This is a genomic window from candidate division KSB1 bacterium, assembly GCA_034505495.1.
Taxonomy (GTDB): domain Bacteria; phylum Zhuqueibacterota; class Zhuqueibacteria; order Residuimicrobiales; family Krinioviventaceae; genus Fontimicrobium_A.
Window position 1 is genome coordinate 88,175 of sequence record JAPDQV010000009.1, and the last position, 21,572, is coordinate 109,746.

The window sequence follows — 21,572 nt, forward strand, 5'->3', positions numbered from 1 at the left end:
AATCCGATCATAAAACCCTTTCGAATATTATGGCTTGATGACAATTTTGAGAGCATCACCCTGCGCTGCGGTTTCGAAGGCTCGGTTGATTTGGCCCAAAGGAAACTCGTTCGTAATAATTTTTTCTGCCGAAATGATGTCGCGCCGCAAGAAATCCAAAGCTGCGGCATGATGCTTGGGATGATAGGAAAATGAGCCGATCAGCCGTATTTGGCCGTAATGTATGCGATTGGCATCGACAGACGTCATCGGTGATGATTTGGGCAGCCCGCCGAAGAGAACGACTGTTCCGCCTTTGCGGACAAGCTCTACTGCCTGCCGCTGGGTTTCAGCAATCGGATTGGCGCAAATGACCTTATCCGCACCGAAACGGGTTTTCGACTTTACAACCTCGATCAAGTCTTCATTAAGCGGATCGACGATCACTTCGGGCGCAAAGATTTCGGCGATTCGTCGACGGCTGGGATTGGGTTCGGAAAGAATAACCCTGGCTCCCCGCGCTTTAGCCAAAACGGTGTGGATACAGCCGATCGGTCCGGCACCCATGACGACAACCCAGTCGCCCAGCGTCGTACCGACAGCTTCGTGACAGGAGATGACCGAGGCGCAGGGTTCCGCTAATGCCGCCGCTTCATCGCTCAGATCTTTGGGAATTCGATGCCAAACGCCGTGCGCCAGCAGCTCGCCCGGCAACGCCATTTGTTCTGCAAATCCGCCGTGATGACCTGGCGTAATGCCGTAGAGCACCAAATAATCGCACAAATTATACATGCCTTGTTCGCAATACCAGCAGGCGCCGCAATGCACATCCGGGCCCAGTGCAAGTCGATCGCCGACTTTGACGGCATGACAATTATTACCCACGCGAATCACCGTACCGGCTATCTCATGCCCTGGAATAACCGGTTCAGATTTTGAGATTGGGCCTTCGCGCCAACGGCGCAGATCAGAACCGCAGATTGCCGCGGCTTTGACGGCAATAATGCATCCGTCGACAGGCAGCTGAGGATTTTCAATGTCGGCCAACTCGATGGTTTTCGGACCGGTAAAGAACGCCGCCTTCATTTTGCTTCTCCGGCTCGTTCTTCGGAAGCCAGCCTCAACCCGACGGCTCCTTCCGGATGCGTTTCGCCGAACTGTTCTTTTGAATAGCCTCGACGTTCGAGTAAAAGAACACACAGGATATCACATGCCAACGAATTGAACAGAGAACTGCCGGTGGCAATCATACCGTAAGGATCGACGTCGGGTGATTTGACGTGATAGACGCAGTCGCTCATTTTTCCCAAAGTGGAAATCGGATTCTCGGTTTGCGCAATTATACGCGCGCCTCGTCGTTTGGCAATTTCAGCAAACCGGTTGATTTCGCGACTTTCTCCGCCCTTTGAGATAATATAGACCACGTCTTCACTGCGGACCGCTCCTGCCCCGCCATGCAGCGCATCGGCGGCGTTGATCGGCAGCGCCGGCGTCCCGCAGCAGGAGAGCAGGTGGGCGAATCGCTGAGCGACAGCCCGCGAAGTTCCTGCACCGGCGACCAGAATATGGCCGGAGCAGGCCGACATCATTTCGATAATCGAATGCAGCGTTTCTTCGTTCAGCTGATCGGCAAGGCTTTTCAGCGCTTCGATTTCCATGTGAATGATTTTTTTCGCCCGCTGCAAAAGAGCGTTATTCATGTCTGCTTATCCTTTCTAAGGCTAATAATTTTTCTTCTCTGCCTGGCGATGATCATATTTCTACGTGTATCCAGCATGACTGCTAAAAACAGAATCACTGCAAAGATCATCGGCTGGAAGTAGAGATTGATCTTTGCCGAGACGAGTCCGCTCCAAATCATACGGATCATTAACGCGCCGATGACGGTGCCGGGAAAAGCAGAACCGACACCTCCGGATAGAGCTGCTCCTCCCAATACTGCGGCGGCAATTGCGTCGAACTCATCCCCTTTGCCAAAGCCGGCGTTGACAATCCCCAATTGCGTCACTGCAACTAAGCCTCCGAGGGAGGCACAGATACCGCAAAGAACATAGGCCGAGGCGATGATGCGGTCCACCGGCAGACCGGCACGGCGGGCATTTTCCGCATTAAAGCCGACGGCGTAATAATGCCTGCCTAAGGGAATGCGACTTAGAAAGAGCTGGATTGCCGTTGCGCTCAAGGCAAAGAGTAAAATCGGCAACGGCAAAAACCCGAAAAGTTTAAAGCCGCCTACTTTTAATATCACAGCCGGAAATTCCAAGGCGCGCGATTTTGTCAAGAGTAGTCCCAAACCGCGACCGGCAATCATGGTCGCCAGGGTTACAACGAAGGGCAAAATTTTGAATCGAGTAATAAAAAAAGCGTTAAAACCGCCGATGCCGGCGCCCGCCAGCAAACAGACAAACGAAGCGGCCACCGGAGACATGCCGTAATCGCGCATCAGCAGTCCGGCAACGATGGTTGAAAGATACACCGTGGAACCCAGCGACAGATCGACGCCGCCGGTGATCAATACCAATGTCATGCCCAAGGCGGCGATGCCGATGTATGAAGCCTGCTTGGCTATATTGAGCAGAGATTCCGGCTGCAGAAACCGCGGAGAGGTCAGGCCGAAGAGCAGAAATACAATGATAAATATCGACGTCGGCATACAGCGCGTAAAAAGGGCGGTAACATCAATCCGAAAGCCCTTAAAGATTTCAAGCCTTCTGCTCATAGGTGAAAAGCCGCCTCAAGAATTTTTTCGGCATCGAATTGGTCTTTTGTGAAGCTTTTAATGATTTCGCCGCGGTGAATAACCAGCAGCCTGTCGCACAGAGCGGTCAACTCTTCAAGCTCCGAAGAAATCATTAAAATGCCGGCACCTTCGTCGGCCAAATGATTGATCAGAGAATAGACCTCATATTTTGCGCCGACGTCGATGCCGCGCGTAGGTTCATCTAATATGAACAGCAGAGGCCGTGCGAGCAGCCATTTGCCGAGCACGACTTTTTGCTGATTGCCGCCGCTGAGGCTTTTTACGATTTGTTTAAGGCTTGTGCAGCGGAGATTCAATTGTCGAACCTGCGCTTCTGATTCAGACGCCATTTTTTCATCGTCGAGAAACCTTGCAAAATCAACAAATCGGTCTAGAGTAGCCAGAACAAGATTATCCTGAACCGTGCCGTCAATTAACAGCCCTTCTTCGCGGCGATTTTCTGTAACGAAGGCCATGCCCAGTTCAATGCACCTGCGCGGAGAAGGCTGCTCGAGAATCCGGCCGTTGAAAACAATCCGGCCGCTGTCGAACGGTTCCAGGCCAAAAAGAAGCCGCGCCAGCTCGGTTCGACCGGATCCCATCAATCCGAAAAGCCCCAAGATTTCACCTTTTCGGATCTCGAAAGAGACGTCCTCCACCAATCCTTCGGCTGAAAGGTGCCTTACCTCCAAAAGAACCTGTGCCTGCGGCGTTCGTTGACGAATTGGAAAGAGATATTCCAATTCACAGCCGCACATGGAAGCGATCATCCGCTGTAATGTAAACTCGGAGGCGGTGCCGAAATCAACCATGCGGCCGTCGCGCAAAACCACAATGTCGTCGCACAGTCGCATGACTTCATCCAGATCGTGCGAAATATAAATAATGGTTTTGCCTCTTTGCTTCAAGCCGTCGATCACGTGAAATAAGCGTTCCTTTTCGGCAGCAGTGAGCGAGGTGGTCGGCTCATCGAAAATCACCAGCTCGGCATCGGCATGCAACGCTTTGCAGATCTCGACCATTTGTCTCTCCCCCGGCCGCAGCTTTTCGACCGGCCAATTCGGCGGCAAATCGAGACCAACCTGTCGCAGCAGCTGCTCGGCCTTAGCCGACATGGCGCGCCTCTCAATCCAAAAGCCTTTTCTTGGATAACGCCGCAAAAACAGATTATCGGCAATACTGAGGTTATTGAAAAGATTCAGTTCCTGATGAATAATTGCAATACCGGCTTCGGCTGCTTCGGCGGGACATGCGGGACGATAAGGTTTGCCGAGAAAATAGAGTTCTCCTGAATCGGCTTGAAGATCGCCGCTGAGGATGTTCATTAAGGTCGATTTCCCTGCTCCATTTTCACCAATCAATCCCAAAATGCGGTTAGGCATGATATCGAATGTAACTTGGCGCAATGAAGGGACGCCGAAAAAGGATTTGTTGATGTTGCGGATCGAAATAAGCGGAGTCATCGCTTACTCATGCCTCCTGACTTCCCAACCCGCCACGCATCCGCCGCGGCAGCGAGAAGGATGACTCCGCCTTTGACAATGTTAACGATGAAGAACGATAGATTCATCAAATTAAGTGAATTGGCAAGAAGAGTGAAAAACAACGCGCCTGCAAAGGCGTCCCGAACCCCTCCGCGACCGCCGAACAGGCTGATGCCCCCGATAACGGCAGCACCGATAACGTCGAGCAGAAGGTCTTGGCCGAGAGTCGGTCGACCGCCTTCCAAACGCGCCGAATAAATAACGGAACCAAGCGCAGCGAAAAAGCCGCTCAATGTAAAAGCCGTGAGGGTGACCATCGGCACATTGATGCCTGAAATCAAAGCCGCTTTGGCGTTGAGGCCCACGGCATACAGTTTTTTTCCAAAAGCGGTGTGCTGAAGAATAATATGCACGACGATTGCTGAAGCAGCCACAATCCAGACCGGTATGGGCAACAACACTCTTTTTTGGGCTAAAGCAGTAAAGGATGTCGGAAGATGGGTAATATTTTCCGATGCCGTCAAATAGATTGCCGCGCCGCTGAAAAACATCATACTGACCAAAGTAACGATGAACGGCGGCATTTTCAAATAGGCAACGGCAAAGCCGTTGAAAAAGCCGACAAGAATTCCTACGGTCAACATAACCGCAACCGCCGCGGGAACCGCGAAAACGGAACCGGCAAAAATGCCTCCTTGTTCCGAAAAGATGATGTTCCACAGCGGCGCCTTGGCAAAAACGACGGGATCGGCTGATTGACACATCAAAGAAGCGCCGCAGACGCTCGCCAGCGCCATAATGGAAGACTGCGACAGATCAATGCCGCCCACGATCATGACCAACAGCTGCCCGATCACCAGAGACAACAGAGGCCAAAAGTTAGAGCTTAGATTGGCCAGATTTCGTGAGCTTGCAAATGCGGGCAATAGAGCCGACATGACTATGAAATATCCGACAGTCAAAGTCAATACAAAATTGCGCCGGAGCAGTTGTTGAATTCCGTGCATCAGAGATGTTGTCGCAGACAAATCGTTCATTGTGATATCAATCCCCGATGCAGCAGAACGCAGCCCCACATATCTACGGCACGTTCCGCATAATTGTCCAATGTTAAGGCAAACCCGGGATCGACGATCCATTTTTTAGGCTGTTTTTCGCCGTTATCGATGGCGCGCAGCAATTCATCCATCAACGAGCGGGCTTCAAAAAATAGATCCTGCACGCCGGTCGCATCGATGATCCGTTCACGCATCATGCGGCAGGCAAACGAGTCTCCGTCAATCCCACCTAAAATAACATGGCGCGGATCTGCATCCGAAGTCCATTTGCCGAGCGGTTCGAGAACGGAGCGCAGCTGCGGATATAAAAAGTCGGATGAGGTAAAGACAAAATCGATATCCGGATTGGCCTGCATGGCGGCTTCAAAGTTGGCCAGAGTTGTGCCGGCATCCCATTTTGACGGCACTTCAACGACCGGTTTAAACAATTGCGGACGCTTGGCCAGCGCGGCATAGAAACCGTCTCGCCGTGCGATCGAGTTGGGATCGCCGAGATCGCCGACAATGATGCATGGCCTATAGCGACGGCCTGAAGCTGCCGCCTTTTCCACCATATAATCAACGGCTTTTTCCGCAATCAGCTTGTTGTCGGCGAGCACAACTATGGCGTTGCGGCTGCTGTCGGCAGGAGGACGATTAAAGACGGCGATCGGAATGCCCGCCCGATTGGCTTCGCCGATGATCGTGTTGGCGCTTTGACCGTCCTGGGGAATAATGATGAGGCCGTCGACCTGTTGCGCTATGGCGTCGCGAACCTGCTCCAGTTGGCGATTGGCGTCCTGAGAGGAATTGCGTTCGATCACCCGTATACCGCGCATCATCAGCTCTTCCGTTATGGCTTTGTGAGCCCCGACCCAAAACTCGGTTTCAAGGTCTTGAAAAGAGAAGCAAATGGTTATTTGCTTTTCCTTTTTTCCGCAGCCGATGCCGCTGATCAGGAGCAATCCGACGACAACAAAGTTCATTCGCATACACAGCTTCATACTGCAACTCCTAAAAAAGCAATTTCGTGCCTGCGCGAGATGTTCGAACGCTTGGGTTATAGAAACGGCAAAACTTTAAGCAACATCGATAAGAAACGCCGCCGTATTTTGATCCGTGATCAGAACCTTCGGAATTCCGGTCTTTAGGCCGGCGCGAATGACTTGTCGCTTTTCATCCCCGCCGGCAACGGCAATGACGCATGGGATTCGGCGCAGTTCTTCGAAACTAAGGCCGATGATCCGCTCGTCAAGCGGGGTCTCTACTTTTCCGCCTTGTTCGTCGATAAAGCGGAGAGCAATATCGCCGACGGCGCCGCTGTTTGTCATCAAGGATACTTCTTGAGGACTCAATCGAAGCGTATCAGGAATAGGTAAACGTCCAGGTGCGAATCGACCGATGCTCAGCACGGCAATATCCGCATGTGCGGCCAGCGACAAGGCGGAAGCAATCGTAGGATCCTTCTTGAAAACTCTGGCCGATTCGACATCGGCGGCAAGGCCCGGAGCATTCAAAAGATACAACTCTGCTGAAAGCTTGGCCGCCATCTGCCGTGCCAATTCAGCGGATTGTTCCATGGTCATGACCTGCCCAAGATTGCCGTTCATCTGCACGATTTTTAATCTCGGCATTTTGATAAACGGCAGGGCTTGAACGACGGAAATCATGGTCTTTCCCATGGCAATGCCGATGACTTCATTACCGGTCAGGCGGCGCAAGAGGCATTCAACTGCGGCAGGTGCCAAGGTCGCCTGGACCGAGGCAGACGATGCGGTGTCCTCGCAGGGCACAACCACAACCTCGTGCAGACCATAACGCCTTTCAATTTCAGCCTCGACTTCCATTTGCGTACGCATGCCGGGCTGAGCATTCAAGGTAATGGTCACGATGTTTTCCTCTCTAGCCTGCTTGAGAAGACGTGAAATTTTTATGCGCGACAAACCTAACCGTTCGGAAATCTGCTGTTGGGTCAGATCATTTAAATAGTATTCGGCAGCAACTTTATAAAGAAGCCGAAGTTTTTCGAGGGTCTGCGCCATACTTGTTCATTTGTTCATTATTAAACATTTGAACATTACTAAACCGCAAACATTTTTGCAAGTCTTTTTTTAAGCCGGTAAAACTGCGTTAAACAAAAACGCCGACGAATCGATTGAAACGACCGTCGGCGCTGATAAAAATCAGTCTAAAGATCAGTTCATCTGGTTAAAAAAATCTTTCAGGAGCGGATAGATCTGCCTGTAAAGCTGTATTCTCCGGCGGTATTGTTGGGCTCGAACGGAATCGGGCTCGAACCGGCGGCAGATCGCTACATGCAGACGAATGCCTTCATCTTCCGAGCTGTAAATTCCGCATCCGATACCGGCAGCAAGCGCTGCTCCGAGGCAAGCGGCATCCGTAACCTTCAATTGGTGAACCTTGACGCAGCAGATATCCGCTTTCAGCTGCAGCCACAAATCGCTTTTGGCGCCGCCGCCGACGGCGCGCAGCTCGCGAATTTCAATGCCGGCTTGGCGCAGCAGCGCCAGATTCTGTTCAAGCTCGAACGTCAGGCCTTCCAAAAGTGCTTTGGCAATATCGGCTTTCCGCGTTCGAAAAGTCAGGCCGAGAATGGCGGCGCGGGAATGCACATCAAGCGTCGGCGTACCGCTGCCGCTGAAATGCGGCAGGACAAATAAATCGCTTGGACCGACGGGCGCCTTTTCCAGCAAAAGGTCATAGGCATCGCGATTGGTTCTTGCTGCCTCTGCTTTTTCCGCATCGCCCAATACATCTCGGAACCAGCGCAGCGATAGACCGCCCGAGTGATTGAGCGTCATGGCGACGAAACGGTTGGGAACGACATGCCGGTAGACGGAAATGCCGCCGATACGCAAAGAATCATCCAAATTAGGGGTATTCATTACGACTTCAACGACTTCGGCCGTACCGGTTGAAACCATGGCTTGGCCAGGGTATACGACACCCGCACCTAAAGCTGCGCAGGCCTGATCGTGGCCTCCGGCAAAAACCTTGACATCTTTTAATCCTATTTTTTGCCAGACCGGCAACGTCGTTAGAAATTCCTTTTCACCCGCTACAGGAGAAAGAAGCTGCGGATCGATTCCACAGTCGTCCAGAATCTTTTCAGACCAATTGCCGGTGCGAATGTCGAACAGTTGTGTCCGCGAGGCAAGGCAGGCGCTGATCATCGGTCGCCCGCAAAGTCGATTGATGATGAAATCTTCATACAAGCAAAAGCGGGCTGCTTTTCGCCAAATATCCGGCTCATTTTTCTTGAGCCAGAGCAGTTTCGGCAGGGTATTGATCGTGTGCACCGGCATGCCGGTCATTCGAAACAGCTGCTCGGAGCCGAACTGTTCCTCTAGTTCCTGATTTTCCTGCACCGTGCGCGTGTCCATGCCGAGAATAAAAGGCCGCAGCAGTTTTCCTGTGTGATCTACCGGCGCTACGGCTTCTCCTTGACACGATAAAGCGAGCGTTTCCACAGGATCGGAATGAGCCTGTCGTACCGCATCTGCAATACATTGGCAGGCTAATTGAAAAACCGCCTCACCATCCTGCTCCGCCCAACCGGGATGAGGCGTTGTTATGTCATATTCTCGGTAAGCATGGCCGAGCATTCCGCCTTCACGGCCAAAGACCATGGCTTTGCAGCCGGTTGTCCCAATATCCAATCCCAAAAGCGACATCTTCCTCCCTCCGGCTTTAAAGTTTTATATCAAGGCCGGTTTAACCGGACCGGCCTTGATTTAGTTTTATTGATGACGATAAACATCCCACTGCATGTAGGTCGAAAAAGCCTCTTCGATGATATCGGCAACAAATGAAGGCGTCATGGCGGCATGATGTTCAAAGCCGTTTTGGCAGATATAATGCATCAACGCCTGCAGATTGGGTACTTGGATGACCGCACGCGCGCCGAAAGTCTCCAAAGGATCATTCGTAAAATTGCCCTCGCCGACATAGGCGCGGATTTCCCCATAAACATCATCGGTGGTGATGCGGGCGAAAGTGACAGGGCCTGCCGGAGTTCGTCCTGCCACTGCGCCGTAAGTCTTTTCCTCTCCAATAATGGTCCCCAAAATTTCGGCGCTCTTGATTTGAATATCCGGTAAAAACTCTTTGGCCCAGTTGCCGCAATGGAAAAACACACATTTGTTTTCGTCGTTGCCGTAATTGTTGTTCCAGTCTACCAGCGCACTGGGCTTGCCGGAGGCAAGCTGCAGGGCGTACATGGCCGCAACGCCGGTAATATCGACCTCGCAGGCGCTCGGCTTGAGGTTTTGGCTCATCAAACTCATCAGGGCGCAGACATTGATGCCATAGTTCTTTTGGATCGATGTCCAGCACTGCAGCGCGGTGGCGACGATGTCATTCTCGGCCATCCACTCATCGATGACTACGGCCAGTTTGGCCATCAGCAGCAGCGCCTGCGCAGGCACTGAAGAGGTTTCTGCATAAGCGGAAATCTGTTTAATTTTTTCCTGGACGCGAGGTTCATTATCTGCAAGCGCCTGTGCATTACCGATGACTTCGGAAAAGTCGATGGTAATGACCGACATTCCGGCATCCTGCAGCAGCTTTTCGCTGTATCGAACGGTATTGAAAGCGCCAGGACGCGCACCGATTGCGCCGAACCGAGCTTTGCGCATTCCGTTCACCACCCGACAAACGCCGAGAAATTTCTTCAGATCTTTTTTAAAGGATTCGTCGAGCAAAGGTACCGTATGAAGCTCGGTTAGGCTGAAAGGATAACCGTACTGCCTGAGGTTGTTGCAGACCGAAATCTTGCCGCAGAACGCATCGCGGCGGTGGGCAACGTCAAGCCGCTTCAGGTCATCCGGATAAGCCTGCACCAGAATCGGCACCTGCAGACCGGAAAGCTTGACGGCATCGGCGACGCCGCGCTCATCGCCGAAATTCGGCAGCACGACGAGAATACCCTCGATTTCGTGCCGATGTGCGTCAAATAGAGCCGCGCACTTTTTGGCATCTTCCCAGGTTTCCACAGATCCCAGTTTGGTGTCCTTTTCCGTCAAGACGACGGAATTGAGATTCATTTCTTTAAACAGATTTTCAAGATCGCGCCGCGCCTCGCTGATCAGAACATCGGGGAAAAACTCGCGGTTGCCGAAAATGACGCCTAGAGTCTGCTGCATGGTTTTACTCCTTTTATTGGTTAGGCATTCAAGATTAGTTTTGCCATTCGAAAAAGATGTTGGTTCCACGGTCTTCCGGCTGGAACTCTAATCGAAATCGGTCACCGCAACGAAAAGTCCAAACGCTCGACCAATTGTCGCATAGTCCGGCCCGACAAATTTCTTGGCCCTGATGGTGAATGGTGAGAAAAAAGCAAAGCAGGTCGCCGTTTTCTTCAAGCTGCCATTCCACAGAGCGGGGGAAATTGTCCGGAGTCCAGCGAAGAATTGTTTTCGAAGGTACTGTGATCGGTGCATCGAATAAACCGGCGATTAATGCACCTGCAGTTTTTTCCAATACTCGGCGAGTGACCACTTTATCGACCCATTCATCCGCTGAAAGCAGTGCGAGCTGCAGACGCGCTTCGTCCGGCAGCCACAGTTTGGGCACGAACCGGAGATGCGAAAGCGCATAAAGATCTTCGTCGAACAATAGCTGCCCGAAAAGTTCGTGCACCAGCACATCGACCGGTTCCGTCGGCACAAAGCGGCGAATATCTTGTCGGATTACGGTCACGTTGGGATAGGCACGCAGTCGTTCTTCCGCAAGCGCAGCCAAATGAGGGTTGACCTCGACGGCATAGACCCGCTCGGCGCCCAGCCGCGCCATATGTTCCGAGAAAATGCCGAAACCGCATCCGGCTTCAACACAAACCGCACCTTTGATTCGGTTGCGGTAACGGTTCAGCAAACGAATAAATGCCTGTGTCCGCTTTCGGTCGTCGTAAATACTGACAAAAGCGAGGAGATCATCGATCTCTTCCCATTGCTTTTGCGGTAGTTCGTTTAGGATATCCATCGTCTTGCGGCTTGCTTGTTAATTCGGCAACGGCTTGCGTATCATTGCCTTATAGGAGTCCGCCTACTATTCATGCATTTTCCGAACAGCCGGTCCAAAATCAATCTCTTTTTGTGTTCTTTTCATTTCAACAATACAATCCGACGAATGATACGGCTTTCCGATGATTCCAAACGGACAAAGTAAAGACCAGAAGGATTATGGTCGGCTCCCCAGACCCATTGATGTGTACCCGCCTTGAGAAATCCGTTAAACAGCTTGTCAAGGCATCTTCCGTGTATGTCGAACACAGCCAAGGTTAACTCTTGCGGGTGAGCGAGGTCGATTCGAATGACGGTCTGTTGATTGCAGGGATTTGGATATACTTCAAAAGCTCCAGGATCTTCTTGGCCTCCTTTTTCGACTGCGGATGGGATTTGGTACACGCGGACATAATCGATGACAAGCTGCTGCGGAAATTGCGTCGAGGCGTCCGGGGCGCCGGGCCAATTGCCGCCGACGGCCAAATTGATGAGAATGTGGAATGGAACATCGAACGGCGCCGGATAAGGACCGTTGGTCGAATACCACTCGTTCGTGCGTCGAAATACTCGACCGTCTACAAACCAGCTTATACGCTTTGGCTCCCATTCCAAGGTAAACGTATGAAAATCATCGGCAAACGTGCCGCTCGGCAACGTGTATGAGCCGCCTTTGTGGACATTCTGCGGCCAAGGGCCGCCGTAGTGCAGGGTGCCGTGAACCGTATTCGGCTCATGACCGATGTATTCCATAATATCGATCTCGCCGCTTGCCGCCCATCCCCCATATTTCGTACTGGACGGCAACATCCAGAAGGCAGGCCAAAGACCACGCCCGATCGGCATTTTAGCGCGCATCTCAAAACGACCATACAGCCAATCGCCCTTGCCTTTGGTGCGGATTCGACCGGATGTATAGCTTTTACCGCCGTAGGATTCTTTCTTTGCGGTGATGATCAGATATCCGTTCTTGACTTCTATGTTTTCGCGACGATAGAATTGCAGCTCGTTGTTTCCCCACCCCGACGGCAGGCCGTAGCTTTGCCCGTCGCCCAACATGACCTCCCACTTGGAGGTATCGAGTTTATCGCCGTCGAATTCATCCGACCAAACCAATTCATATGATTGGCAAAAGGCAAAATAAGGAGATAACAGAATAAAAACCAGGAAATACCGCATAGCTCTTTCTTTCAGTTAAATTCTCTTTGCCTCGGACCGATTTATCAGTAATAACATGGTAAAAGGCAAATTAAAACGTTTTCAGGCTGATTTTTCCGCTCTGCAAACCGTCAGAGTCGGCCTGCAGCAGAATCCTGCCTTTCTTTCCGGTTGACTGGACGACGACCAAACACTTGCCGTGAAAGGCACGGCGATAATCGGCTTTGAACGGCTCATGACTGATTTGATGACCGTTGTCGACGCCGACGATTTTGCCGGGACCTTTTATCCTAAACTTGACCAAATTATCGGCAAACGGTACGAGAGCGCCTTTATTATCGAGAATATCCACGGTGATAAAGGCAAGGTCTTTACCGTCGGCGCGAATCACGGCGCGGTCGGGAGTCAGGCGAACGGCTGCGGGTGCGCCGGCTGTGACGATCTCGCGCGTCAGCACACGATTCCCCCGTTTGCCCACGGCGCGAACCGTGCCCGGAATAAAGCTCGTCCGCCAGCAAAGATAGAAATCGTCCGCGCCTTTGGTCTTTTCGCCCAAAGAGACGTTATTCAAAAACAGCTCGACGCTTTCGCAGTTCGTATAGACCCACAGATCGACGATCTGGTCTTCCTGCCAATTCCAATGCGGAAAAAGGTGCAGAACCGGCTCATCCGTCCATTCCGCCTGGTAAAAATAGTAGGCGTCTTTGGGAAATCCTGCCAAATCGACGATGCCGAAATAGGAGCTGCGCGCCGGCCAATCGTATGGAGTGGGTTCGCCGAGATAATCAAAGCCGGTCCAATAGAACATGCCGGAAAGAAAGTCGTGATTCTTGATCAGCTTCCAGGTATCGCGGTGCGTAGAGCCCCAGCCGACGCGGCAGTTGTCATAAGAGGAGCAGGTATAATCCGGATTATAGGTCTCGGGTTGATCCCAGCGGCGCGGCCAAACGCGTACGCTGTCCGAAGGCATATCGTAGGAGCCTCGGGTGGCGATCGCCGAGCCGGTTTCCGAGGCGATGAACTTTTGGCCGGGAAAAATCTTGGGCAGATCGAGAAATGTTTCGTGGTGATAGTTGATACCGATGATGTCGAGGGCGCCGGAGCGAATGAGGTAATTGCCGGGCACCGGATCGTTGCAGGCGGAGGTGATTGGCCGCGTCGGGTCCTCGCTGCGCACGATCTCGGCCAGGCGACGAGCCAGCTCGACGCCGGACTCGTGCCACTGTTCCATGATCTCATTGCCGATCGACCACATGATGATGCAGGGGTGATTGCGGTCGCGACGAACAAAATCGCGCAGATCACGTTCGTGCCAGGCGTCGAAATCGAGAGAATAGTCGTAGGCGGTTTTTTTGATGCGCCACATGTCAAAAGCTTCGTCCATGACCAGAAAGCCCATACGGTCGCAGAGATCGAGCAGCTCCGGTGCCGGCGGATTGTGCGAGGTACGTACGGCGTTGCAGCCCATTCCGCGCAAAATCTCAAGCTGTCTCTCCATCGCACGCACGTTGATGGCAGCACCCAAGCATCCCAGGTCATGATGCATGCACATACCGCGGATCTTTGTCGGCACGCCGTTCAACATAAAGCCCTTTTCGGCGTCGAAAGCGACGGTACGGATGCCGAAGGATGTAGAGACCTCGTCCATCATCCTGCCGCCTTCATACACACGGGTAATCGAACGATAAAGATATGGCCGCTTATCGGACCACAACTCGGGCTTGTTGATTTGCAGCGTGGCGCTGACGGCAGCCGTCTCGCCTGCCGGTGCTTTGACCATTTCATTGGCCTCGGCGACTACCTTGCCCACTGCATCGAGCAGAGTAATTTTGATGAGCAGCTCGCTCTCCATTGCCGAACTGTTTCGCACCGTGGTTGCCTGCAATACTGTCGCCTGATTTTCACTCACATCCGGCGTGGTGATAAAGACACCACCGTAATCGATAAAAACCGGCGAAGTTAAGGTGAGGCGAACGTTGCGGTAGATTCCCGATCCGGAATACCAGCGCGAATTGGGCTGCAGCGAGTTGTCGACGCGCACGGCAATGACGTTCTCTTCCCTGCCGTAGCGAAGATGCGGCGTGAGATCGTATTGAAACGAGATATATCCGTACGGCCGCTTGCCCAAATAGGCCCCGTTGATCCACACTTCGCTGTTGCGATAGATGCCGTCGAACTCGATGAATGCTTTTCTGCCGCGTTCATTTTGGGATAAGGTAAAGCGCTTTCGATACCAGCCGATGCCGGCCGGCAGGGCGCCGCCGCCGGCTCCGGCCGGATGATCGGCACTGAACTCGCCTTCAATTGACCAGTCATGCGGCAGATCCAGCTTTCGCCAAGCGGAATCGTTATAGCGCGGTTCTTTTGCTTCGGCAATGTCGCCGAGATGAAACCGCCAATTTTTGTTGAAATCGAGCGTCTTACGAGATACTGCTCCGTAAAGACAGGCAACGCTCCAAATGGAAAGGGCCAAACAGAGAGCTGTTCTTGTCATAAAACACCTTTTCGCGAAAAGTTCTCATCGGCTGAGTGAGGTCGGTAATTTGACCTTTACACTCTTGCCGACATACGACACCGTCTGATCCGGCGCGATGTTGAAATCGATGCCTCGGCCGCGCGTCGGCGTGCTCCAGACGATCTCGAAGGTTCGGCGCTGCAGCATGCCGTCGAAGCGGCCTTTGCGGCTGCCGATGGTCAGGATTCTGCTTTTTTCATTCCAAGAAAGCGGAATCTCGGCAAACTCGCCCTTTTCATAATCATAGTTCACGTTTTCGTCTTCGTATAGACTAAAGCTGCCGTCCGCGCCCGTGAAAACAAAAAGTCGAATCGGGTCGGCGGGTTTCTGGTCGGTGTACTGGATATCCGGGCCGGTGGGCAGAATGGAACCGGCTTTGACATAAATCGGCATCGCATCGTAAGGCGCCGGCGCATCGATTGTCCTGCCGCCTTCAAAATAGTTACCGTTCAAATCATACCAGCCGACCGCCTTGGGCAGATAGACGGAACGGCTGCGGGCGCGATATTCGGTGACCGGATTGATCATCAGCGCCGGGCCGAAAAGATATTGATCGCCGATGTTCTTGACCTGCGGATCATCGAAATCCATAATGAGCGCCCGCATCAAGGTATAGTCTTTGTGCGTCGCCATGCCGGCCAAAGAATAGATATACGGCATCAGCCGATAACGCAGCTTGATGGTCGCCAAAATGGCCTGATAGGCGGGATGGTCGTCAGGTGCAATGTTGAAAATTTCGCGATAGGGATATTCGCCGTGGCTGCGAAAAATGGGACAAAAGGCGCCGAACTGATACCATCGCGTCAGCAGCTCGCGCCACTCTTCGAGATCTTCCGGTGTAGGATTCTGAAAGCGCGTCTCGACGGCAAATCCGCCGATGTCCATCGTCCAATAGGGTATGCCGGAGAGGCAGAAATTGAGACCGGCGGAAATCTGCGCCTTCATGTCGTACCACCGCGCGGCAATATCCCCGCTCCAAACTGCTGCGGCGTAGCGCTGCTGGCCGGCAAACGCCGAACGCGTCAGGATAAACACGCGTTGATCCGGCTTGGTGCGGCGCTGGCCTTCATAGACGCCTTTGGCGTTCATCAGCGAGTAGGTGTTGAGATAACGGGATGAAGACCCCAAGGCCGTCGGGCCGATGCGGCGTCTCCATTCATAATGTTCGAGGTTGGAGTGGATGTCCGGTTCGGTCGCGTCCAGCCACCAGGCGTCGAATCCTTTGGCAAAGAGCTTTTCGTTGATTTGCCGCCAAAAGAGCTCGCGGGCGCCGTCGCTGTAGGGATCGTAAAATGTAGAGACATAACCCGGCCCGACCCAATCGCGCTCGCCTTTTTCGACGTTGCGCAGATAGAGCCATCCCTTTTCGCGAAACGCTTCATAATTTTTCGTGCCGACATAGAATTTCGGCCAAACGGAGATCATGATGCGCGCATGCAGCTCATCATGCAGTCGGCGCACCATGCCTTCGGGATCAGGAAAGCGAGTCGGATCAAACTCGTGATCCCCCCATTTGTCCTCCGGCCAGTAGAACCAGTCCTGGACGATGACGTCGAGCGGTATGCCGCGGCGGCGGAACTCTTCCACCACACCCAGCAGTTCCTCCTGCGACTGATACCGCTGGCGGCATTGCCAAAACCCCATCGCCCACTTGGGCATCATCGGCGCCTTGCCGGTGAGATAGCGGTAGCCGGCAATCACTTCATCCAGGTTTCTCCCGCCGATGAAATAATAGTCCAGCTGATCGGCAACTTCGGAAAAGAGCGACAGCGTGCGGTCATAGATCGCTTTCCGCGGCCCCTTGAAGGTCAAGCCGATGTAGCCGCCGTTCGGTACCCACTCGATGCGGATGGGGACTTTATCGCCTTTTCGCAGCGTCGTCCGAACCATGCGTGCCCACGGCATCCAGTTCTGGCGCCAAGAATCGACGACGAGCTCTTTATTCAGCCACAGTTTGGCATAGTTGGAGCTGAAAAAGCGCAGATTATACACGCCGCTTTCCGGAGCTTCAAGAAAGCCGCTCCAGCGAATACTGCCGCGATTCTTGTCGAATCCCGGCGGATAGTTGTCCCACTCTTCCAAATTTGCATGCGAAATAGTGCGCTCGACCTGCTTTAGCAGGGGTTTGGAAAATACCTCATCGGCAAAATATTCGACGGTCAGGCCGCCCAACTTCCCTTCGCTGTCGTACAAATTAAGGCGATCGATCGGTAGATACTCGTCCGGATCGCCGAACTTGCTGCGCGAATTGTTGTCCCAGAGAATGCCGTAATTGCGGCTCGAAACCAGAAAAGGCACGACGGCGATAATGTTGAGCTGGTATAGGTCCAGGTCTTTGCCCTTGTAGTTCATCCAATCGAACTGATGTTGGCCTAGGCCGTAGACAGCCTCGTCATCGGGAGATTCCCAAAGCTGCTGAACATGAAAGGTCTGCTCGCCCATTACTTCGGCAGGTGTAATATGCCGACCGTTCTCAGCTTCACGGAGCCAGGATTTGCCCGTTCGGTCAAAGAATTCGACCCGGCCGTTTTTTTTATCGATCTCGGCTGCGGCGGCTGCGGTTTTGATGCGAATTTTTTGTACTGACTCAGAAACCATAAAGCGCGTCGGCGGGAATTGCTTCTTTTCGATCATCAGACTGGGACGAGTGCTGAACGTATCGGTCGGGGTCGCGAGGACGCGAAAGATATTTTCCTTGATGACCTGCACTTTGACCCGTTTCGGCGCGTCAGAGCCGGGGGAATCGATCGATATGAGAACGCCGTCGCTTTGTCGTTCAAAAGCACAAAGCGTTGCCGAACTCAAAAGAAGAGCCGCCAACATCCTTTTCATGTGGACCTCCGCGTGCTTTATTTTTTGTTCTGAATGGCAAAGTGAGCAGCTTGACACAAGAGTTGATTTAAAAACGCAGAAAAGTAGTCAATCCGCCCCTATTTTTCAAGCATTCTTGTAGGTTAAGTGGAGAAAAGGTAAAAATGAGAGAAAAAAGGACTGCGGCGCGGTTCCGAAACGCGACCCTCCAACCCTATCCGCCGCGCCGCAGTCTGGTACGACCTTATATTAGGCGGGGTGCCTGGTTAGGAATTCAATAATCTCTTTTCGATGCGGAGCGCTCGGCTGAGCGCCGAGTCGCGTTACAGAGAGTGCAGCGGCAGCCTGAGCGAAACGGATGGCTTCGAAAATCGGCCGACCCTCTGCCAGCGCTACAGCCAGCGCGCCGTTGAATATATCTCCGGCCGCCGTAGAATCGACCGGCTGCACCCGAAAGCTCGGGATTCTGCTTTTGACGCCTTCGTCGCACAAAAAGACGCCCGAAGGACCCAGCGTAATGATAACGGTAGCGCCGCTCTTTTGCCGCAGCTGTTCGGCCGCCTGATCGATCGAGGCCTCGGTTCCGACGCATACGCCGCATAGAATTTCCGCTTCGCTTTCGTTGGGCGTCAAATAATCTATAGAATTGGCCAATTCGCTCGGCAGTTTCTGCGCAGGCGCCGGATTGAGAATGACGCTTGCACCGTGTTTCTTGGCCAGTTTGGCTGCAGCCGTCACGGTTTCCAATGGAATTTCCAGCTGCAACAGTACGACATCTGCATCCTTGAACGCCTCTTCCGCGCGTTCGATGTCGTTCGGCGAGAGACGAGCATTGGCGCCGGGTGCGACAGCGATGCTGTTTTCGCCGTCTTCCGCAACAAAAATTCCCGCGATTCCGGAGGGAGCTTCCTCGTCTTGGACCACAAAGCGCGTGTCGATGCCGTCGGCTTGGAAATTGCGCAGCGCCTGTTCACCGAACATATCCTTGCCGACGCGCGCAATAAAAACGACCTTTCCACCGGCGCGCGCCGCCGCCACCGCCTGATTGGCTCCTTTACCGCCGGCCGCCGTATGAAAAACGCCGCCGAGCAGCGTCTCTCCCAGCTTGGGAATGCGCGGAACCTTAAAAATCATGTCCGTATTCGAACTTCCGACTACTACGATCTTCATGCCTTTCCTCACATTTTTTAAGCCACTCGCGCATAAATGATCAACATCAATCCTGCAATAAAGCAGAAAAACATGGCTGCAATAAGCTTGCCGGTCCCTTTGGGGGCGGACTTGAACTCTTTCCAGATGAACACGCCCCACAGTGCGGCGACCATCGTGGCGCCCTGTCCCAGACCGTAAGAAATGGCGGGACCCGCCTTTTCCGATGCCAAAAGGCTGAACAAATTACCGACGGCCCAAATGGCGCCGCCCAAAAGTCCTACCAGGTGCAAGCGAACATTGCCCTTTTTAAAATAATCCGCATAGGTCACGGCGTCGCCGCTAAAGGGCTTGTACATAACAACAGAATTCCACAGAAAATTCGAGGCAAATAAGCCGAGAGAAAAAATAAAGCCGGCGCTGTAGGGAGTCATCTTCCCAGGCTCCGGATGGGTAAAATCGACGGCCATGGATTTGACGATAAAGCCGTAGAAAAAGCCCATGGCAATGCCGCAAAGCACCGAAAGAGTCAAACCTAATGCCAAATTCTTTTTGCCCGAGGAGGGCAACCTGCCATATGCGAGGGCGTCCAAAATGATGGCGGCGACCACAAGCCCGACGCCGGCAAAGAGGATCACCGGATTTCCCTTGGCTAAGCGGATATAGTTATCGACGACCCCGATGACCAATGCCAAACCGATGCCGACGGGAAAAGCAACCGACATGCCGGCAATGTCGATGGCTGCGACCAGCAGGATGTTGGCAAAATTGAACACCACGCCGCCGATAAAAGCCGAGATCAATGCGCTGCTATCCGCCTGCGCCAGGTCAACAAGAAAGCTGCGGCCGCCGCTGCCGATGCTGCCGAGCGTCAAACCCGCCAAAAGCATGAGCAGCACCACACCCAGCGAATAATCCCAATAAAACAGCTGAAACCGCCATTCACGACTGGCCAATTTTTGCGTGTTTCCCCACGAGCCCCAACAAAGCATGGTGATCACGCACATCAAGACAGCCAACCCGTACGACTGAACGATAAACATGGCATAATCTCCCGACTAGAGTTGATAATTTAGATCCGTCATCACATTTCCCTGCTGATCGGCAACAACTGCCGATACGGCCCAGCCCCCAAGGCCCTGGGTGACTTACCCTTTTTCAGGCGGACGGGAACTTTGTCTTCTCCGGCAGTGTGTCCGCGTTGAACATTGGCGGCATGCACCAGTTGTCCGTTCAGCCACACCTTGATGCCGTCGTCGCTGCCGAGTTCTAGGACAGCATCCCGATCCTCCGGCGCATTGATGGCGGTGCGCAAATAGACCACACACTGGGTCTTGCCGAACAGCTTGGCCAAATCGATTTCCGTTGGGTCAAAACTCCCTTCCGGCAAAGATTTCCAGCTCCCGGCGCCGGTCTCCGGTGAAAAGGCAACATCGAACAGCGCCGTCGCGTCCATTCCGCTCTTCATAAAAGGACCGCTTACCTGCCACACGCGAATATAATCTTCCTTTCGACGCGGGCGAAAATGGATTTTTGCCATTTCTTCGGTCGTAAACTTGACTTCACCGGATACGGCCGCCGGCGACCAACACTGCTCCAAAGGCGAAGGCTTGACGGGTTTTTTCGGGATAATGAACCATTCCTTGCCGTTGGAATCCTTTTCGATTTTGCCGCCGTAGCGCACAACCGCCTGTCGAGCCAGCTGTTCGCAGACGCGCACCAACGACCCGAAACTATAGTCGGTATAAGAAAATTTAGGTACCGTATCGAGGGCAGAAATATAGCGTTCCGGAAGGCGCGAAAAACCAAAGGTCGTAAACAACACGCCGGCGGCATTCGAGGGATTGCAGTCCGAATCCTGGCCGCAGCGCATGGAAATGACGATTGTGCTGTCCGGGTCGCCCTTGCCGTAAAGCAGGCCCATGACAATGTAAGCGCCGTTGATCTTGGCATCGATGTTGAATTTGTCGGCAGGGCCGGAACAGGAGAAGCGGCGATTGTCCGGATTGTCCTGATATTTGGCTTCGATCAAATTCCAGGTATGCTTCCAGTCGTTCGGGTTTTCCTTGTACCAGGTGAGCACGTCGGTGATCGTTTGATAGTAAAGGCTTCCCGAGGGAATGCATTCCAGACCCGCGCGCACGATCTTTTCCGGATCGCTTTCGAAAAACGCCGCCGCATACATGCCGGCAACGAATTGGCCGCCGTAGAGGCCGTCGCCGTAGTTCATGAGTCGGCCAAAGATCTCGCCCAAATCGACGGCCGCCTGAGGAAGGCCGGGAGCAATCAGGCCGCTATAGTCCGCCTCGATCTGATAGTCGATGTCGTCGGCGTGGGCGTTGAACTGCGGATGACCGGAAAACGGCGGCGCTATGCCGGCGCGCAGATTATCTCGTCCCGCCTTGTTGGCGTGCCAAAGCATATAGCGGCTGTTGGCGAAATCGATTCCCGCCTGACGAATATCGACGTCAAAGCCGTATAGCTCGAGGGTGCGCAGAAAAGTCATCTCAACATAAATATCGTCCTGACCGTATTGATTGACCATTTCAGGAGACCAGTTTGGAACCTTATCAGCCGGTATGATCTCCCTCTGCCATTGAAATTCGGTGGGGCCGCCCCAACCGACGCCGACCATTTGGCCGATCCAGCCGGCTTTCATTTTGTCGATGTATTCGT

The 21,572-nt window shown here is 53.1% G+C and carries 16 protein-coding genes; all 16 read right to left on the reverse strand.

Annotated elements, in window-relative coordinates; translation table 11 throughout:
* Positions 1-27: 27 nt before the first annotated feature.
* Positions 28-1,065, reverse strand: a complete 1,038-nt coding sequence (locus ONB24_06005; protein MDZ7315659.1) for an alcohol dehydrogenase catalytic domain-containing protein — start codon at positions 1,063-1,065, stop codon at positions 28-30.
* Complete coding sequence (locus ONB24_06010) at positions 1,062-1,679, reverse strand: SIS domain-containing protein (protein ID MDZ7315660.1); 618 nt, start codon at positions 1,677-1,679, stop codon at positions 1,062-1,064. The genes ONB24_06005 and ONB24_06010 overlap by 4 nt, the downstream gene beginning before the upstream one ends.
* A complete protein-coding gene (locus ONB24_06015) occupies positions 1,676-2,698 on the reverse strand; it encodes an ABC transporter permease (GenBank protein ID MDZ7315661.1) in 1,023 nt (340 codons plus the stop codon). Before ONB24_06015 ends, ONB24_06010 begins: the two co-directional genes overlap by 4 nt.
* Positions 2,695-4,182, reverse strand: coding sequence for a sugar ABC transporter ATP-binding protein (locus ONB24_06020; GenBank protein MDZ7315662.1), 1,488 nt, complete (start codon positions 4,180-4,182; stop codon positions 2,695-2,697). The genes ONB24_06015 and ONB24_06020 overlap by 4 nt, the downstream gene beginning before the upstream one ends.
* Positions 4,179-5,240, reverse strand: coding sequence for an ABC transporter permease (locus ONB24_06025; protein MDZ7315663.1), 1,062 nt, complete (start codon positions 5,238-5,240; stop codon positions 4,179-4,181). The genes ONB24_06020 and ONB24_06025 overlap by 4 nt, the downstream gene beginning before the upstream one ends.
* Positions 5,237-6,244, reverse strand: a complete 1,008-nt coding sequence (locus ONB24_06030) for a sugar ABC transporter substrate-binding protein (protein MDZ7315664.1) — start codon at positions 6,242-6,244, stop codon at positions 5,237-5,239. Before ONB24_06030 ends, ONB24_06025 begins: the two co-directional genes overlap by 4 nt.
* 75 nt (positions 6,245-6,319) lie before the next feature.
* A complete protein-coding gene (locus tag ONB24_06035) occupies positions 6,320-7,282 on the reverse strand; it encodes a sugar-binding transcriptional regulator (protein ID MDZ7315665.1) in 963 nt (320 codons plus the stop codon).
* 153 nt (positions 7,283-7,435) lie between these two features.
* A complete protein-coding gene (locus tag ONB24_06040) occupies positions 7,436-8,935 on the reverse strand; it encodes an FGGY family carbohydrate kinase (GenBank protein ID MDZ7315666.1) in 1,500 nt (499 codons plus the stop codon).
* Between the two features lie 66 nt (positions 8,936-9,001).
* Positions 9,002-10,405 (reverse strand): L-fucose/L-arabinose isomerase family protein, encoded by a 1,404-nt coding sequence (locus ONB24_06045; protein ID MDZ7315667.1) that lies wholly within the window; start codon positions 10,403-10,405, stop codon positions 9,002-9,004.
* 34 nt (positions 10,406-10,439) lie between these two features.
* The gene (locus tag ONB24_06050; protein ID MDZ7315668.1) at positions 10,440-11,243 is read right to left on the reverse strand and encodes a methyltransferase domain-containing protein; all 804 of its coding nucleotides are present in this window, start codon (positions 11,241-11,243) and stop codon (positions 10,440-10,442) included.
* A gap of 122 nt (positions 11,244-11,365) precedes the next feature.
* Complete coding sequence (locus ONB24_06055; protein MDZ7315669.1) at positions 11,366-12,442, reverse strand: family 16 glycosylhydrolase; 1,077 nt, start codon at positions 12,440-12,442, stop codon at positions 11,366-11,368.
* Positions 12,443-12,512: 70 nt separating this feature from the next.
* A complete protein-coding gene (locus tag ONB24_06060) occupies positions 12,513-14,915 on the reverse strand; it encodes a DUF4982 domain-containing protein (GenBank protein ID MDZ7315670.1) in 2,403 nt (800 codons plus the stop codon).
* Positions 14,916-14,939: 24 nt separating this feature from the next.
* Positions 14,940-17,768 (reverse strand): DUF5110 domain-containing protein, encoded by a 2,829-nt coding sequence (locus ONB24_06065; protein MDZ7315671.1) that lies wholly within the window; start codon positions 17,766-17,768, stop codon positions 14,940-14,942.
* 228 nt (positions 17,769-17,996) lie between these two features.
* A complete protein-coding gene (gene rbsK, locus ONB24_06070) occupies positions 17,997-18,917 on the reverse strand; it encodes a ribokinase (GenBank protein MDZ7315672.1) in 921 nt (306 codons plus the stop codon).
* Between the two features lie 17 nt (positions 18,918-18,934).
* Positions 18,935-19,939 carry a GRP family sugar transporter gene (locus ONB24_06075; GenBank protein MDZ7315673.1) on the reverse strand — a complete coding sequence of 335 codons (1,005 nt, stop codon included), beginning with the start codon at positions 19,937-19,939 and terminating at the stop codon, positions 18,935-18,937.
* Positions 19,940-19,980: 41 nt separating this feature from the next.
* Positions 19,981-21,572: ADP-ribosylglycohydrolase family protein (locus tag ONB24_06080; protein MDZ7315674.1), on the reverse strand; the 1,592-nt coding region annotated here is incomplete at its 5' end.

Excerpts from the sequence above, each read along its gene's own strand:
- ONB24_06010 (MDZ7315660.1), bottom strand. The coding sequence starts at position 1,679 with ATGAATAACGCTCTTTTGCAGCGGGCGAAAAAAATCATTCACATGGAA.
- ONB24_06060 (MDZ7315670.1), bottom strand. The coding sequence starts at position 14,915 with ATGACAAGAACAGCTCTCTGTTTGGCCCTTTCCATTTGGAGCGTTGCC.
- ONB24_06020 (MDZ7315662.1), bottom strand. The coding sequence starts at position 4,182 with ATGACTCCGCTTATTTCGATCCGCAACATCAACAAATCCTTTTTCGGC.
- ONB24_06055 (MDZ7315669.1), bottom strand. The coding sequence starts at position 12,442 with ATGCGGTATTTCCTGGTTTTTATTCTGTTATCTCCTTATTTTGCCTTT.
- ONB24_06025 (MDZ7315663.1), bottom strand. The coding sequence starts at position 5,240 with ATGAACGATTTGTCTGCGACAACATCTCTGATGCACGGAATTCAACAA.
- ONB24_06040 (MDZ7315666.1), bottom strand. The coding sequence starts at position 8,935 with ATGTCGCTTTTGGGATTGGATATTGGGACAACCGGCTGCAAAGCCATG.
- ONB24_06075 (MDZ7315673.1), bottom strand. The coding sequence starts at position 19,939 with ATGTTTATCGTTCAGTCGTACGGGTTGGCTGTCTTGATGTGCGTGATC.
- ONB24_06050 (MDZ7315668.1), bottom strand. The coding sequence starts at position 11,243 with ATGGATATCCTAAACGAACTACCGCAAAAGCAATGGGAAGAGATCGAT.
- ONB24_06030 (MDZ7315664.1), bottom strand. The coding sequence starts at position 6,244 with ATGAAGCTGTGTATGCGAATGAACTTTGTTGTCGTCGGATTGCTCCTG.
- rbsK (MDZ7315672.1), bottom strand. The coding sequence starts at position 18,917 with ATGAAGATCGTAGTAGTCGGAAGTTCGAATACGGACATGATTTTTAAG.
- ONB24_06045 (MDZ7315667.1), bottom strand. The coding sequence starts at position 10,405 with ATGCAGCAGACTCTAGGCGTCATTTTCGGCAACCGCGAGTTTTTCCCC.
- ONB24_06035 (MDZ7315665.1), bottom strand. The coding sequence starts at position 7,282 with ATGGCGCAGACCCTCGAAAAACTTCGGCTTCTTTATAAAGTTGCTGCC.
- ONB24_06015 (MDZ7315661.1), bottom strand. The coding sequence starts at position 2,698 with ATGAGCAGAAGGCTTGAAATCTTTAAGGGCTTTCGGATTGATGTTACC.
- ONB24_06065 (MDZ7315671.1), bottom strand. The coding sequence starts at position 17,768 with ATGAAAAGGATGTTGGCGGCTCTTCTTTTGAGTTCGGCAACGCTTTGT.
- ONB24_06005 (MDZ7315659.1), bottom strand. The coding sequence starts at position 1,065 with ATGAAGGCGGCGTTCTTTACCGGTCCGAAAACCATCGAGTTGGCCGAC.